The following is a 15,905-nucleotide window of genomic DNA, read 5'->3' on the forward strand; positions in this document are numbered from 1 at the left end:
AATCGAGAGGCACTCATGAAGACGATGGCCGGAATTCTTGTCGTGGTCGCGCTGGTCCTGACGGGCTGTGAGCCCGTTCCCTCCGAGGCGCAGCCCCAGGGGGTCGAAGCCGCGCCCTCCGAGGCGACGGGCCAGCAGGAGGCGTCGCTCGCGGCTGGCGATTGCACGGTGAGCTTGAAGTGCTCGAATGGCTCGACGGCTTCCTGTAGCGGCACGAACAGGGAGTGCTCCATCGATAGCGCCGGACTCGGTCGGGTGTGGTGCAACAACACCGCCTATGACTGTCTCTTCACCATCCCCACCTGTGGCTGTGGTCGGGACAACTGCTGCTCGGAGGTGTGCGCCCTGGACCCGGACTGCGGCACGTGTGTTCCTGGTCGGACCTGCACGTCCAACTCCCAGTGCGGTGGCACCATGTCGGGCCGGTGCAATACCGTCACGAACAAGTGCTCCTGCATCATCGGCGTGGACGGCGAGAACGCGGACTGAGCCGGTCCGCGCGGTGCCCTCTTGATTCCAGGAGGATGCCGCGCTCGATGAAGGCAGCCCCCGCGCGGGTCTACACGCGCGGGGCGGAGTGCATGGCCAACAGGTGCGCCCCGAGCCGAGAATGACGAGGGTGCCAGGCCAGCGGTCCTCGACGAACCGAATGGTGCCCGAGCGCTCGTCCCTCCGGCGGGTCCCATCCCGTGCCGTCGCGCCGGCCAGCAATCCCCAAGCCATCTTGAACACCGTGGATGGGTTTGCGGCAGGACGGCCTTTGTGACCTTTCAGGTCACAGGCGGGTGGGTTGTGACATCCGGCGATACACGTCAGACGGGGTCTCTAAGGTTCGCGTCACCATGAGGGCAACAAAGCCATCCATGGATTGACGGCCCGTGCGGGCCACGCACACAAGAGGTTGTATCAATGAAGAAGCGAGTACTGGGTCTGGGAGTGGTGCTGGCGGTCCTCGGAGCTGGCGGCACGGCCTGGGCCGGTTACCGGGACAGCATTCCTGTCGTCCTCGACAGCGCGAATCGCACCTTCTACGCCAGCATGGGCGGGGCGCGGAACGCCACCGACTCCTGGTCGTTCGTCGAAATCGTGTTCGAGAGCAACGGCGTGTTCGGCGAGCGCGCGCTGGTCGCCGCCCGGAATTCGTCGGCACAGATGGGCGTCTGCCTCACGACGTCCGCCGCCCACCTGGCGGCGCTGAGGTCCATCACGGATGACGGGTATCTTCGCGTGTACTGGGATGCGAACAACAACTGCACCTCCATCGAGGTGCGCGCGTCGTCCTATCTGGACATGAGGACTCCGTAGTCGTCACCGGTCCGTCGCGCCTCCCGCCCGTCGAGGGGAGGCGCGACGGGCACTCGCGAGTGGCGCGCGTCTACCGACCCAGAGGTTCTCATGAGCATCCCTTCGACTGTCTTGTCTCGCATTGGAATACCGCTCCTGGCGGCGTTGGCGGGCTTCGGCTTCGCCCAGGCCTTGACTCCGAATCCAGCGGCCGAGGAGTTGATGATGCGGCTCGAACGGCAGGACGCGCGGATGGAGGCGCTGGCGCGCAGGCTGGAGACGCAAGCTGCGAGTCCTCCTGTCGCGCCCAGCCCCAGGGCCACGGTGGGCATGGATCTCTCGGCGCTGCGAGGAGAGCTGCGCGAGCTGCTGCGGGAAGAGCTGCGCACGGCGATAGCCTCTGTCGATGACAGTCCGGTTTTAGAGAAGGCGCCGGCGCCACCACCGCCGCCCACGCCGGAGAACGTGGCCGCCTTCGAGAAGGTCGACCGGATGGTGGAGGACAGCCTTGCCTCCGGAAGCTGGGGCCGCGCGCAGATTCAGGAGCTGCGGATGCTGCGGAGGCAGATGACGGATGCGCAGTACATGGAGCTGGTGCGCAAGCTGCTGACAGCCATCAACAGCCAGCAGCTTCGGGTCGAGGAGCGCGGTTCGCCCATCTGACGCACAACAGGGATGAGGGCCCTGCTGAGAAAGGGATGGAGGGTGCAGATGGGCCAAAGAGGGTCGCTGACGGGTCCGCCCGAGCGACTCTCTCAACCGGCGGACAGGCAGGTTTAGCTCGTTGGGTTCACGCCTGGCAAGGCTTCGTTCTCATCATGTGCGTGGCAGAGGCCCGGGCCTGTTTGCTGTCTTGAGCCTCAACACCACCGGACTGGCGTGGCCTTCCAGGGCGGGGCCAACCTCCCACAGGTGGTGGGCAAGTCCAGGCGATCCAGAATCACCCCACCCCAGGGGCCCCTACACGTAGGCGAAGACTCGCCTCCTCCCTCCCCACCTCACGCAGGCGAACACTTCGAAGTCGAACGTCCTCCTGAGCAACTCTGCGAAAGTCCACTCCCGGCGCCCTCTTCATCCGCTCCTTCCTGGCCGCTGCCTCAACCCCCGCGCTCGCCTTCTCCCACCTGATTGAGGGACCAGAATTGGCCGCAGTCTGGCGCCTGGAGCAAAGACGCCGTGGTACCTCGTCAGGTTTGCCCAAGCACCATGGGGATATGGAGCCGCTTCAGCCACGTACCGCCCCAACACGTTGCCAGCCCTGCGGAGGGAATACCTCTCGGGAGGTATGTTCGCGATGAAGCGCGGCACCTAACCTCCTCCATCCAAGACACGGAGGAGCGTACACATGAGGCTGGATCGCGTCGCCATCCGGAACTACAAATCCATCAAATCGATTGAGCTGCGAATTCCCCAGAAAGAAGCACTACGCCAGGGCTCTGCGGACTTCCTCTCTATCGTCGGGGAGAACAACGCAGGGAAATCCTCAATCGTGGAGGCCATCAGGCTCGCATGCACCGCCAATATGAAAGTCATGTCAGAGCAGTTTCCTGGCAACGACGCCACCAGCGGGCCGGTCGAAGTCGAGCTGGAGTTTGATCAGCTTACTGACACGGATAAGGAACTCGCCGCCCTCACCGCAAGCACCTATTCTGAAGGCGGCCAGCAGCGCTACCGTCTGAAACGCGTCTGGAAGGCCCCAGGAACGGCTTCGGAGAACTGGGCTTACACCCCGGAGCGTCCACCGAAGTGCCAGCTCACGGGCTGGACATCTACCAAGCAGATCCTCACCCTCAAGTCGCTTCGAGGGATGGTAGGGACCGATGAACTGTGGACGCCGTTTCTTGAGCGATTCTCGAAAGAGGCTGCATCCACAAAGGTCACCCTGGACGAGCTCATTGAAATCGCTCGCGAACTCAAGTCTCCCTTGCTCGTCGCCCCCCAGCAAGACGAGTGGACCCCCTATCCAAGCGGAAGCACGACCGCTCTCGAAGCGGCGCTTCCCAACGTCGTCTATGTTCCTGCGCTTCGCGAAACGACCGAAGAGACGGACGTGGGGGCAAAAGCATCATCGATCCGCAAGATCGTGAATTCCCTGTTCGAGCAGCACCTGTCGAACCACGACCGGGTCGTTCAGTTCAGGAAGGCAGCGGAGGAGCTCCAGGACCTTTTCGCCACGGAAGGCAAGCACCGGATCGTCTCCAGCATGGAGGAGAAGCTCACGGAGAAGTTCAAGGAACTCATCAACATCAGTGCAGAGCTCACGTTCAACGCACCCGATGTGACCTCGGATCTCGCGAGCAGCACCCAATTCCGGGTGTTGGATGCGGGCCTGTCCACGCGTCCGGACCATCAGGGCCATGGCGCGCAGCGGTCCATCGTGCTGGCCCTGCTCCAACTCTATGTGGAGCAGAACCGACAGAGCGCGTCGCGCGAGCATCAGCACATGCTCTTCCTGATTGAAGAGCCGGAGATCTATCTGCACCCCGGAATGTGCCGGAGGATGCGCGACACTCTCCTGAAGATCGCACGGAGCGGTATCGGTCAGGTCATCTGCACGACGCATTCGCCAGTCTTCCTGGACCTCGCGGATCGCCACGACGGCATCGTCATACTGCGTAAGAAGCAGGGGCATCCCGTCGCCACACAGCGCACCCAGGACGTGTTCGCGCAGTCCGAGGAGGACCATCAGCAGCGCGCGAGACTCCGGATGTTGCTCAACTTCGACCCGGCCGTGAACGAAGCGTTCTTCTCTGAGCAAGTCTGCCTAGTCGAGGGGGACTGCGAAATCGCGGCGGTTGAAGCCACCGCGAGGAAGCTCCACGCGCTCGGTGAACTGGATCTGACCCGATACCTCCTGGCGAGGCGTGCAACCACATTCATCAACTGCCGGGGGAAATGGACCATCCCCGCGTTCCAGAAGGTCCTCAATGCCTTCGGTATCGGCTATCGCGTCATCTACGACCGGGACCAGGGAGCAAACGCGGACCGTGCAAACGCCCAGATCGCACAACTCCTGACGGAGAACAGTCGCAGCCACGTCCACGAACCAAACTTCGAGAAAGACATCTTCGATGAGATATGGACGACCGACAAACCGTGGACCGTCACCCGAAAGATCGGCGAGTCCACATCGCTCAACGACCGGCTACGGACCTTCTTCGCCTTCGCGGTGGGACAGCCTCTTGCTCAATTGAAGCCGGAGCCTGTCGTTGCCGCTGGTGTGCAGGCCCAACAGCAACGGATCCAAGGGCCTGCTCGACGCAACCTCCGGAACAGGCTCAAGGAGTACACGGTTCCCCCGGAGGCGATTCAATCCGCACGCAAGTTGAACCAGATCTTCCGTATCGCCGCCGGTCTGAACATCGCTCCGAGCCCAGATCCGCACCTCCCACTCCAAACCATCGACGGAACGAAGATTGATGCGTTCGCCATCGTCACTGGCTCCTCAATGGCGGACACGCTGCAGGACCAGGACATCGTGGCGCTCAGGTTCCTGGACGGGGTCCATCTTGATCCGGTCGACGGTTCGGAGGTCCCATCCAATTCCTTGTTGCCGGGCATCATCGAGAACGATGGCATCTATGTGCTGGCGACGAATGACTACATCGACCAGGGGACATACACCATGAAGCGCGTGCGGATTTCCACCCAGCCCGACGGAACCTGGAATTGCGAAATCCGCGCAGACAATCCAGAGACACTCTGGGGGCATCGGGGCCGCTTCAACATCTTGAAGACGGATCGGATCCACTTCGCGGCGCAGGTGATCGGGCTGGTCCGCAGGGAGGCCCCGGAGCCTGCGGCTCCAGGGAGTGCGGACCTGACGTTCATCCCAACAGCCAGCAACCAATCGCTCAAGGTCGAGGACGCGTGAGCGACCGGCAGCGCTCAACCGTCCCAACATCAAGCAGGTGGCGAGGCGGATTGGGCGACCGACGTCCAGCGGCCTGAACTGGGGGATTCGCCGGTTCACTCCGGCATGCGACGACCCAATCCGGATGCGTGGAAGCAGTTGGTGGAACAGTTCAAGGCGAGTGGATGCATTACGCCCAGGCGCGAGCCCGAGGACTTCCCATTGGCAGCGGCAACGTGGAGGCCACCTGCAAGTCTCTGGTCGCCCTGCGCATGGAGCGCCCTGGAGCTCGATGGAAGGATGCGTCTGGCCAACACCTCCTGGACCCGCGCTCTCTGGTACTCTCGGCCTCCTGAGATGCCGCTTTACATCGACGATGGACTCCCAACGAATGGAGACCAGCGCCAGGAGGGCTCCGCATGCGGTCACGATGGTCGCTTCCCCTATTGCTCGTGCTGCTGGCCGGTTGCGGCACCACCACGAAGTCCGTGCGCCTTCACACAGGCCATGGGGAGGCCATCGCGCTCACCTCACGCAGCGGTGACGCCGCACCCGTGGAACTGGACGAAGGCGACTTCGTTGAAGCCGTGGAAGCACTGGCCCGTAGCGTGCGGCCCTCCACGCGTCCCCAGGAAACGGCTCGGCGGCTGTTCGAGATGGATTCGCGCAGTGGCTCGTACCTGTACGAGACACGCAGCCACCGTGTCGTCCCGCTGGGTCCAGGCGAACATCTGGAGGGAGAACCCACCACGACAGAAGTGGGTTTGACGCGCGCCTACCTGCACTGGTGCGAGCGCACAAACAAGCCCGGAGATTGCCTGCTTCTCCTGGTGGAGAGCCCCACGGTCACCGGGGATGGTCGCTACGCATTGGCCATGGCCCTGGCCCAGGGCGCCGTATTGGACGAAATGATGGATGCCTTCAAGGGCATGTCCAACCCTCAGGCCATGATGTCGGCGGTTCTTTGGACGTGGACCACCTACTGCATCTTGCTCGCGGTACCAGAGCCGTTCTCGAAGGGTGCCGCAGCCGTGATGACGGCCTCGCTGATTGCCTACGTGGGGATCGATACGTTCTGGAACCTCATCGTGGGCTTCAAGCGGCTGGTGGAGGAGGCGGAGCAGGCCACGACGTTCGACGAGCTACGCGAGGCGGGAGAGCGCTACGGCGAGGTCATGGGCCGCAACGCGGCGCGAGCGTTCGCCATGTTGGCCACGGTGGCCATTGGAAACACGGCGGCGGGGATAGGGTCGAAGGTGCCCATGCTCCCTGGAGCCGCACAGGCCGCGGTGCAGGCCGAAACGCAAATGGGCATCCGTCTCGCGGCGGTCGCGGACGTGGGAACGGTGGCCGTGAGTGCCGAGACCGTCACCATCGCCCTCGCTCCCGGCGCGGTAGCCATGGTAGCCAGAGGCACGGGCGGCAGCCGCCCCGCCAAGGTACCTCCCACGGGATACAAGGCCTGGGGCTCGTTCAGTGGCTTCAAGAAGGCCATGGGTCCAGCGGGCAAGAACATGGAGTGGCACCACATCGTCGAGCAGACCCCGGGCAACGTGAAGCGCTTTGGTCCCCAGGCCCTTCACAACACAGAGAACGTCATCCGGCTGGACAAGCGCCTGCACACCGAGATCAGCTCGCTCTTCTCGTCAGTCCGCTACGAGATTACTGGGTCGCTCACGCAGACCGTACGGCAGTGGTCGAGCACGCAGTCCTACGAAGCCCAGCGCAAGTTCGGGCTATTAGTCATTGAGAACGTGAAAAAGAGGGTCTGGTGATGACGTTGGAAGAACTGGTCGAGCAGTTCGCTCGGAATGTCACGGCCCAGACTGATGCCATTCATCGAGGAGATCCCAGGACGGGGAACAAGCACGCCAAGCAGTACACCGCCGCGCTTCAGGCGCTACGCGCGCAGGGGGATGATGGGCGAGATGCCCTCGCCGTGCTGCTCAAGCATCCTCGCATGGATGTTCGAGTCATGGCGGCTGCGTTTCTGCTCCGGTACCGGACAATGGAAGCCAAGGCGGTACTGGAAGCGGCAGCGAACGAGGGAGGGGTTGCCGCCATCGGAGCGATCATGACACTCCAACGTTGGAAGGACGGAACCTGGGCACTCGACCTGGAGTAACCATCCATTCCCAACACATCCGCTCTTCAACCCCAGACACTGTTATTGCCTGATTCCGCAAAGGAGCCGTCCTCCTCCGAACCTCTCCGAACCAACTACACAAGATTCGGGACTCGACCGAGGCAGTGGCTGAGCACGCAGTCCCACGAGGCCCCAGCCGCGGAGATTCCAGGACAGGCAATCGCCACGCCAAACAATACATCGCGGCGCTTCAGCAACTCCGGGAGCATGGGAATGCTGATCGGGAAGCCCTTTCCATACTGCTGAAGCATCCCCGCACGGACATTCGCGCCACGGCGGCTGGGCTCTTGCTCCGCTAAAGAACAGCCGAAGCGAAGGCCGTGTTGGAGGAAGCAGCCAAGGAAGGATGCATCGGCGCCCTCGACTCAATCATGACGCTGCGCCACTGGAAGGACGGAACCTGGGCACTCGACCCGGAGTAACCCCTCGTGCCGGAGCCAGGTGACTCCAAAATCGCGCCTCACCATGACCAGGACGCACGTCCCTTCTCGTATCTCCATCGCAGTGCACGAACGGGCGACGTGGCTGTCCACTCGCCGGAAGGAGACCCTCATGCGTTCCTACTCATTCCTCTTGGGCGGCTTGCTGCTCGCCGGCTGCGGTGGCTCGGCGGGCCCTGCTGCTCCCTCGCCGGAAGAATCCCTCACCACTGGACTCACGTATGAGCAATTCAAGGCTTCGCTCTATCAAGAGCCCGACACGGGCCTCTACCTCGTCGAGGGAGACATCCCCATCCAAGGGGAGGAGAAGCTGCGCGAGTACTACGCCCGGAACGTCCAGCCAGGAGGCCTCATCATCCATCAGACAGGGGGCGGGGACACGGCGTGGAACGGAGTCCAGGCGAACAACCTCACCTACTGCGTGAGCACGTCCTTGAGCCACCACGCCAAGGTCGTCGAGGCCATGCAGCGCGCCGCCCTCTTCTGGGAGGCCGAGGCCTACGTCGCGTTCCGCCACGACTTCGGACAGGACGGCAGCTGCAACGCCTTCAACAACACCGTCACCTTCGACGTGCGCGCCGCCCCGTCCAACGCCCCGTATGACGCGCGAGCCTTCTTCCCCAATGAGGCGCGCTCCGTCCGCAACATCCTCATCCACCCCAACATCGTCACCCAGGACAGCGTCGACGAGCTGGCCGGCATCCTCACGCACGAGATAGGACACACGCTGGGCTTCCGTCATGAGCACACCCGCTATCCGGGGTCGTCCTGCGCGGAGACCAACGACTGGCGGGCGCTGACCCCTTTCGACTCCACCTCCGTCATGTATTACAACATCTGCCCTGGCTTCACGGGGCTGTGGCCCATCCTCAGCGGCTGGGACAAATGGGGCGTCGCGGACAAGTACAAGCGAGGCCCCCAGGTGGTGGCCGGCGACTTCGACGGCAACGGCCTGGATGACGTGCTCGGCTACCACCCGGGCAACGGTCAGGCGTGGGTGGGGTTCTCCAACACGCTCGGGAGCTGGAGCCGCTCCACCAGCATCATGAGCGCGGGCTTCGACTTCTGGAACGGCAATGACCGGGTGGTGGTGCTCGACTTCAACAACGATGGCCGCGACGACCTGTTCGTCTACCGTCCCGGGGGCGGTCCCGCCTACGCGATTCGGGGCAATGCCGACCGCACCTTCACCACCACCACGGCGACGAGCAGCTTCGCCGGCTTCAACTTCAGCGGGCCCCATGACCGCGCCGCCGCGTTCGACTACGACACCGATGGCTTCAAGGACCTCTTCTTCTACCGTCCGGGTGGCGGCGTGGCCTGGGTGGCCCGGAGCAACGGCGACGGGACATTCTCACAGGCCTTCGCCAGCACCTCGGGCATCGCCGGCTTCGCGCTCCAGGATTCCCGCGACCAGGTGCGGGTGCTCGACTCCAACAACGATGGCCGCGACGACCTGTTCTTCTTCCGCCCGGGCGGCAACCTGGCCGCATTGATTCGCAACACCACGACGGGCTTCACCGGCAACCAGGCGTTCGGCTTCATGGGCTTCGACTTCCTGGACGGCAACGATGACGTGGTGGTGCTCGACTTCAACGGAGACAACCGTGACGACCTGCTGATGTACCGGCCGGGGCATGGCGTCGCCTACCTGGCACGCAGCCTCGCCACGGGCGGCTACTCCCTGCAGTCCGGAAGCAACTCGGGCATCGGGGGGTATGACCTGCTGGACCGTTGGGACCGGGCGGTGAAGCTCGACTTCAACAACGACGGCTTCGACGACCTGTTCTTCCATCGTCGAGGCAGCCAGGCCGCCTACATGCTCCAGAGCAATGGCGCGGGTGGCTTCTCCATCGCCTACGGCGGGTTGGGCATCGGCGGCACCTGGGCGTATGACTTCACCCAGCACCAGGACAAGGTCGTCGTCCTGGACCACGACAACGACCAGCGCGACGACGTCTACCTCTACCGCGCGGACAGCTACCGTCAGGTCCAGTCCATGGCCAACGGCCAGTTCCTCTCCTTCTTCCCGGACGCGGCCATCGCGCCCTGGTGAAAGGCCCCTGCGCCTCTCGCGGACTTCCAACGCGGCACGAGTCGACGTGCCGCGTTGCTCGACGGCTCAGGGGAGCTTGAAGACGCGCAGGTTCTCCTCGCCCTTGCGCACGTAGACGAGGGCGTGGTGCGTCGCGAGGTAGAAGAGGCGGTTCTTCACCAGCTCATGCCACCCGCCGAAGGCGCCGGCCTCGTACTGGGGCGCCTCGCGCAGCGTGAGGGCCACCGGGTCCACCTCGTAGGTCCGGTACTCGAAGCTCCCATCGCCATCGCGGTCATACCGGAACGCGGCGATGTAGCGATTGAGCGGAGGCACGTAGGCGAACACCGTCCCCTCGAAGTATTCGCTGAAGCAGCGCGCACGCACCAGGTCGCTCGTGAGCTTCAGCTCGCCCCACTTCGTCGTGTCCAGGTCGTAGGTAATCAGTCGGGGAAAGTGCACGTGCGGCTCCTCGTGCCCCGGAGCCGGGAAGCTCACCAGCGTGCGCCCCACCCTGGCCATCTGCGCGAAAAACCAGACGGGAGGCGTGATGACCTCCCACTTCCAGGACGTGTCCGCGTCTCCGAACGACCACCACCGCGAATAGTTGCCGTTCTCCGTGGGGCCAAACACATAACGGCCAGCCACCTCGTCCCAGAACGTCCACCCTGCAGCGCCACCGTAACCCGTCTCTCCATTGTAGGAGGCACCCGGGGTGTTGAACGGGTTGTGGCGCGTCCACTTGCGCGTCGTCAGGCTGTAGCGCCACATGCGCCGGACGCCAAAGGCAACCTCATCGAGGTCCGGGTTGTAGACGAGCCCGTTGTAGGTATGACGGGCCGTGGGGTTGCCTGTCGAGGCAGCGGGCCGGACCGGGTCGAAGAACTCGTCCCCGGAGACGTCGCTGTCCGGATGCGTCCTGGCGTACTCCGAGGCGGGAGGATAGCTGCTGTACGTATTCCCCCAGGGAACCCCCGCCCAGTTCGCCGAGTGGTCCGGGAGCTGCTCGATGCTCCAGCGCATCTTCGACATGTCGAAGCGATAGATGCCGTTGTTGGAGCTGTCCGCATGGCCCCCACCAAAAGCCCACCAACGCGCGCGCGGCGCATCCAGCGCGACGCCAGAGTACGCGTTGATGACCCCGGCGATGCCCTGGGAGCCCAGGTCTCGGAAGCCAGGCAGCGCCGCCTTGACCTCCGCGTCGAGGGTGGTGAGCGGCGTCCCCGCGACTTCAATCCACCGGTCCTTCGGGACGAGCGCCCATGACGCCTCGTTCACCAGCCCCGTCGCGTCGCGCCCCGGCGTCCACACGTTGCCCACCAGCGTGCCCGTCTCCGTGCCCTGGCCCCAGGTGAACTCGGGAGGTGTGTGTGGCCCACCATCCGGTGAGGTCGTCCCACCATCCGGCGAAGGCCCTCCGTCCGGCGAAGGCCCTCCGTCCGGCGAAGTCGTCCCGCCGTCAGGAGAAGGTCCTCCATCCGGTGAGCTCGTCCCACCGTCGGGCGAGGGCTGTTCCCCGGGGGAAGGATCGCCCGAGTCGCACCCCGCGACGACGCCGACCGAGAGCGACACGATGAGAATCCAAGAAGACAAACGTCGGCTCAGACGGCCCGTGGTCATTCACTGTTCCCAAGACAAAGAGGCTGAACGCCTGCGCGTCGACCCAAGGCAAGTGACATGCCATGGGGCACGCGCCCGAGCGTCCCCGTGGAGGCGCGTGGCGACACCGGCCCGCGGGCCTGAAGACAGGGGGGGACCACCCCACATCGTGGGGCCCGCGTGCCCCACAGTCCCCATCAGACGAGGTCCAGGTCTATGGTCCGGCCCCATGAATCTCGTCATCACAGGCGCCAACCGTGGCATCGGCCTCGAGCTCACCCGGCAATCCCTCACGCGAGGCGACACCGTGCACGCAGGCGTCCGCGAGCCCGCGCAGGCCCGTGAGCTCACCGCTCTCGTGGGAACCTCGGGTGCCCGGCTGCATGTGCGGGCCCTCGATGTGGCCCGCGACGAGAGCGTGCACGCGTTCGCCGCCGCGCTGACGGGGCCGGTGGACCTGCTCATCAACAACGCGGGCCGGCGCACCCGGACCGACGACCTCGAGGACCTCTCGCTCGAGGACGCACTCCAGATGCTGCAGGTGAACGCGCTCGGAGCTCTGCGCGTGACGCGCGCCTTGCTGCCGCGCCTTCGCGAGGCACGCGGGGCGAAAATCGCGAGCCTCAGCTCGGGGCTCGGCTCCCTCTCCGACAACACGTCGGGCGGAGGCTACGGCTACCGGATGTCGAAAGCGGCGCTGAACATGGCCACGCGCTCGCTCGCGGCGGACCTGCGCGGCGAAGGGCTCATCGCGGTGGCCATCAGCCCCGGCTGGGTTCAGACAGACATGGGAGGCGCGAGCGCACCGACGCAGGTGTCCGAGTCCGCCGCGGGGCTGCTCGCGGTGCTGGACCGCCTGACGTTGGGAGACAGCGGCGGCTTCTTCGACTTCCGAGGACAGCGCATCGACTGGTGAGGACAGCGGCTTCACTCCTCAGTCCACATCCCGACATCTGACAATCATTCGCAGACGAGCAACCGGGGACCTCGCGGGCCGACAATCTATACTCGCCATCCCGCCCTCCCACACATGAGGTCATCATGATGATGCGTCCCCCGCGCCCACTCTGGACGATTCTGTCGACGTGCGCCCTGTGGCTCTTCGCGTTTCCGGGCTGCGATGACTCCCCTTCCCCTGGGGACCCGGACGCGGGAATCGAAGACTCGGGAACTCCTGACGCGAGTACACCTGATTCGGGCCCCGAGGACGCGGGCACTGCCGACGCGGGCTCCGAGGACGCGGGCACTCCCGACGCGGGCCCCGAGGACGCGGGCACTCCCGATGCCGGGCCCTATGTCTGGGATGGCACGTATGTGGAACAGGAGGACCTGGGGGACTGGACGGACACCGGCCCCCGCGACACCTGCCGCTTCCTGGCGGAGAACGACCCCAGTCCCACCGCCTGCGAGTCCCTGGAGGGCTTCGACCTGTCGAGCTGTGACATGGACGCGCTCGCGGGCTTGGAGCAGCGAGGCATCTACAGGGGATGGGCTCGCAGCGACCGGGTCGTCCCCCCCGGCGAGCCCGCGAGAGATGGCTCGGGCCGGCAATCCGTTGGCTTCCGGCTCTTCGACGACGGTACGCCGGACACGCAAGGCAGCAACACCGTCATCCAGCGACAGACACGGGACGGCAAGTTCTACCTGGTCAGTCAGAGAACCCATCCCGTCACCGGCACGGTCACCCTCGCGCTCGCGGGCTGTCATGTCCCCAGGCCCGGAGTCATCACCGGGTGCTTCGTGAACTGCTCCACCAAGGGCTTCTACAGCCGGAACATGGGGACCTTCGAGGTCCACCGCCTGGCCTGGTCCGGACGTGAGGCGGAGTCCTCCGGAGGGCTGAAGCTCGTCTCGGAGCTGTCCACCCCGGTGGGCCTGCCGGTGGACGTCTTCGTCACCCAGGAGCACGCCTACGTCGTCTCCGACAACCGGTCACCGCGGGTGGGCGGACTCAGCGTGTTCGACGTCCGGGACCGGAAGAACCCCGTCCTCAAGACGACGCTCAGCCTGCCCGGCGACACGTCCTGGAACGGAGTCTGGGCCCACGGCAACGCGCTCTACATCGCCAGCAATGTCTCGGGCGTCGTTGTCTATGACATCTCGCAACCCGACGCGCCCACCTTCGTGCGCGTGCTGACCGCGGACTTTGGCGTCCACACGGTGCTGGTGGATGGGGAGCGGCTGTATGCCATGTCCCCTTCCGCCGGCACCTTCGTCTATGACGTGTCCACGCCCCTGGAGCCCCGGCTGGTCACCCTCATCAATCTGCCCGAGGAATTCTCCATCGGTGGACCCCATGACGCCTTCGCGTATCAGGGCCGTCTCCACATCAGCAACGCGTACAGCGGCTACTCCGTCGTCGACGTCACGAACCTGGAGGACGCGCGCCACCTGGGCCAGTACTCCCATTACGGATTCACCTTCTCGCACCACAGCGCGGTGGGGACGTTCGGCGGGCGCACCATCGCCTTCGTGGGCGGCGAGTTCGAGGGCTCCTACGTCCGTGTGCTCGACACCAGCGACCCCGCACGCATTCCGAAGCTGGGGGAGTTCCGCATGCGCGCCATCACCTCCATGCACAACCTGCTCTTGCGCGGCAACCTGCTGTACGTCGCCTGGTACCACGAGGGCCTGCGCGTGCTCGACGTGAGCAATCCCACGCAGCCCCGCCAGGTCGCGCACTTCAACACCTTCCGAGAGACAGACCCGTACCGCATCGACGGCATCTTCGACGGCGCCTTCGGGGTGCGCATCCCCGGGGACGGCCACGTCTACGTCGTGGACTCGTCGCGCGGGTTGATCATCCTCAACGAACTCTGAGTGTCTCCGCGTTGTCCAGGGCCGCTTCTCTCCGTCGGCTCCGCGCCCTTGATGACGCTCATTCATGGGGTGCGGAGATGCCGCTGGCGGGCCGGGGGCGTCTTGTACTTTGGTCAGCGCACAGGAGGCCTCCATGCCCAGCGTCCGCGACTCCCGCCTTTGCCTGCACCCATCCGTCCTTGCCGTCGTTTTGGCGCTGTCTTGTACCCGTGCGCTCGCCGCCGATGCACCGTTCCCGGCCAACGGCGTCCGGCACGGCGACCAGCTTTTCCGCGACGCCGCGCAGGCCTGTGCGGCGTTCGTCAAGGGTTTCGGCCGGGGCGGCATGGGCGGTGCGCCGGCGTATGAAGGACAGGGAGCCTTCCGGTGCTACTTCAAGGACGGAGACGACGAGAAGGACCAGGTCGCCGCGAATGTCGACTGCCCGCCGCAGGCAAGTGCCGCGGGACCCTCGACCTGCCGCTGCGACGGAGCACTCGTCCACGTCAAAGGGGCTTGCGTTGAACCCAGCCAGGCCTCGGCGGACTCGATGGATGACGGCGTCCGCGCCGGACCGGGCAAGGTGGCGGCAGAGGACGCGAAGGATGACGGCGGCGCCTGTGCGGAGCTCGACGCTCTTGCTGGTGAGGCTTTGAGGAATGAGCTCGTCAAACGGGTGGACACCCTGAAAGAGCGCGCCCATTCCGAATTCGCCGCCGACCCCAGCGTCGCCATGCAGGTGCTGACCGACAACGAGGTCGCCTATATGTTCGGCGGAGGCGGGTATCGGCCCAATCCCAACGTCGGTCCGGGCAAGAACGTGGAGACGATGACCGAGGGGTTGTTCAACGTGCTGTACGGCAAAGCCCTCGAGCGACTGACGGCGCGCCACCTGAAGGGCGACATCTGCGTCTCCAGCTACCTCGACCATTTGTCAGACGTCGCCCAGATGAACAAGGGAGGGGCCCCCGACTTCGCTGGTAAAGGCAAAGCGACGGGGTTGGAGATCGACATCACGACGCCACAGCAGGTCCTGGTCAAGAAGCGGGAGGGCAAGCAGTACAGGTTCATCACCTATGAGCGACGGCTGCGGCTGAACGAGGCCGGCATCGCGGTGAAGCTTTAGCGCCGCTATTGCGCCCCTCTGTATCGTGGGGCGCCACCCCATTCCGCGCCGGGCGCCCGTCGGCGGTGGTCCGTCAGTTCTTGACGACGGTGGTGATGCTCAGCGGCGTCGGAGTGCCGATGAAGCTCCCGGAGACGTTGGTGCACGGCATGGGCACCTGCGAAAAGTCCGCGGCGTAGTAGCCGTACGTGGAGCCATTGCCCTTCTCGTAGAACTCCTGGCCGTCCGGGAGGACCACCTTCCAGACGTAGTTGATGCTCGTGTACTGCGTGGACGACCGCGCCCGGATGACACCTGTCACCGTGGTGCCCCAGTGGTACGGCGCCACGGCCGGCGCCTCGACGGTCTGCGGCGCCGGAGCCCAGTCGAACGTGCTGGACGGGCCCGAGCTTCCGCCCCAGCCGTAGATGAGGAACACGCTGGTCCCCCAGGGCAGGTCATCGTTGCGGTACGTGAGGGTGATTTCCGCCTGCGAGGTGCTGAAGTAGCCGCACGTGTTGAGCACCGTCCGCGCCTGGACCCACTGCGAGGCGGCAAGGGCCGAGGTGGACGTGAGCATCAGGGCGAGCACGAGCGCGGAGCGGGAAAGTCGGGACATGCGAAGACTCCAGGGTGTGTTGTGA

The 15,905-nt window shown here is 64.9% G+C and carries 12 protein-coding genes and 1 pseudogene; 11 read left to right on the forward strand and 2 right to left on the reverse strand.

Annotated elements, in window-relative coordinates; translation table 11 throughout:
* Nucleotides 1-15 precede the first annotated feature (15 nt).
* From LZ199_RS22160 to LZ199_RS22195, 8 genes and pseudogenes are all read left to right on the forward strand, one after another.
* Nucleotides 16-489, forward strand: coding sequence for a hypothetical protein (locus LZ199_RS22160; protein WP_253995728.1), 474 nt, complete (start codon nt 16-18; stop codon nt 487-489).
* Between the two features lie 420 nt (nt 490-909).
* Entirely contained in the window at nt 910-1,305 is a 396-nt protein-coding gene (locus LZ199_RS22165; RefSeq protein ID WP_253995729.1) for a hypothetical protein, read from the forward strand.
* 90 nt (nt 1,306-1,395) lie between these two features.
* Entirely contained in the window at nt 1,396-1,947 is a 552-nt protein-coding gene (locus LZ199_RS22170) for a hypothetical protein (RefSeq protein ID WP_253995730.1), read from the forward strand.
* Nucleotides 1,948-2,629: 682 nt separating this feature from the next.
* Nucleotides 2,630-5,158, forward strand: coding sequence for an AAA family ATPase (locus tag LZ199_RS22175; protein WP_253995731.1), 2,529 nt, complete (start codon nt 2,630-2,632; stop codon nt 5,156-5,158).
* Between the two features lie 155 nt (nt 5,159-5,313).
* Nucleotides 5,314-5,484: pseudogene (locus LZ199_RS22180) on the forward strand (ISKra4-like element ISMfu2 family transposase); the annotation flags it as partial.
* Between the two features lie 72 nt (nt 5,485-5,556).
* A complete protein-coding gene (sitA5, locus tag LZ199_RS22185; protein WP_253995732.1) occupies nt 5,557-6,912 on the forward strand; it encodes a SitA5 family polymorphic toxin in 1,356 nt (451 codons plus the stop codon).
* Nucleotides 6,912-7,262 (forward strand): DUF2019 domain-containing protein, encoded by a 351-nt coding sequence (locus LZ199_RS22190; RefSeq protein ID WP_253995733.1) that lies wholly within the window; start codon nt 6,912-6,914, stop codon nt 7,260-7,262. Before sitA5 ends, LZ199_RS22190 begins: the two co-directional genes overlap by 1 nt.
* A 573-nt stretch (nt 7,263-7,835) precedes the next feature.
* Complete coding sequence (locus LZ199_RS22195) at nt 7,836-9,779, forward strand: M57 family metalloprotease (protein WP_253995734.1); 1,944 nt, start codon at nt 7,836-7,838, stop codon at nt 9,777-9,779.
* A 66-nt stretch (nt 9,780-9,845) separates the two neighbouring features.
* Here the strand turns inward: LZ199_RS22195 and LZ199_RS22200 are convergent, their stop codons facing one another.
* A complete protein-coding gene (locus LZ199_RS22200; RefSeq protein WP_253995735.1) occupies nt 9,846-11,330 on the reverse strand; it encodes a proline-rich domain-containing protein in 1,485 nt (494 codons plus the stop codon).
* 256 nt (nt 11,331-11,586) lie between these two features.
* Here LZ199_RS22200 and LZ199_RS22205 point away from each other — a divergent pair, with 256 nt between their 5' ends.
* The 3 genes from LZ199_RS22205 to LZ199_RS22215 all read left to right on the forward strand — a co-directional run bounded on the left by LZ199_RS22205 (nt 11,587) and on the right by LZ199_RS22215 (nt 15,282).
* Complete coding sequence (locus LZ199_RS22205; protein ID WP_253995736.1) at nt 11,587-12,273, forward strand: SDR family oxidoreductase; 687 nt, start codon at nt 11,587-11,589, stop codon at nt 12,271-12,273.
* 125 nt (nt 12,274-12,398) lie between these two features.
* The gene (locus tag LZ199_RS46470; protein WP_267145152.1) at nt 12,399-14,177 is read left to right on the forward strand and encodes an LVIVD repeat-containing protein; all 1,779 of its coding nucleotides are present in this window, start codon (nt 12,399-12,401) and stop codon (nt 14,175-14,177) included.
* A gap of 133 nt (nt 14,178-14,310) precedes the next feature.
* On the forward strand, nt 14,311-15,282 hold the full coding sequence (locus LZ199_RS22215; RefSeq protein WP_253995737.1) for a hypothetical protein: 972 nt from the start codon (nt 14,311-14,313) through the stop codon (nt 15,280-15,282).
* Between the two features lie 73 nt (nt 15,283-15,355).
* On the opposite strand, the gene LZ199_RS22220 is transcribed toward LZ199_RS22215, so the two are convergent.
* Nucleotides 15,356-15,880, reverse strand: a complete 525-nt coding sequence (locus LZ199_RS22220; RefSeq protein ID WP_253995738.1) for a hypothetical protein — start codon at nt 15,878-15,880, stop codon at nt 15,356-15,358.
* Nucleotides 15,881-15,905: the final 25 nt, after the last annotated feature.

Source organism: Myxococcus qinghaiensis (genome assembly GCF_024198215.1).
Taxonomy (GTDB): Bacteria; Myxococcota; Myxococcia; order Myxococcales; family Myxococcaceae; genus Myxococcus; species Myxococcus qinghaiensis.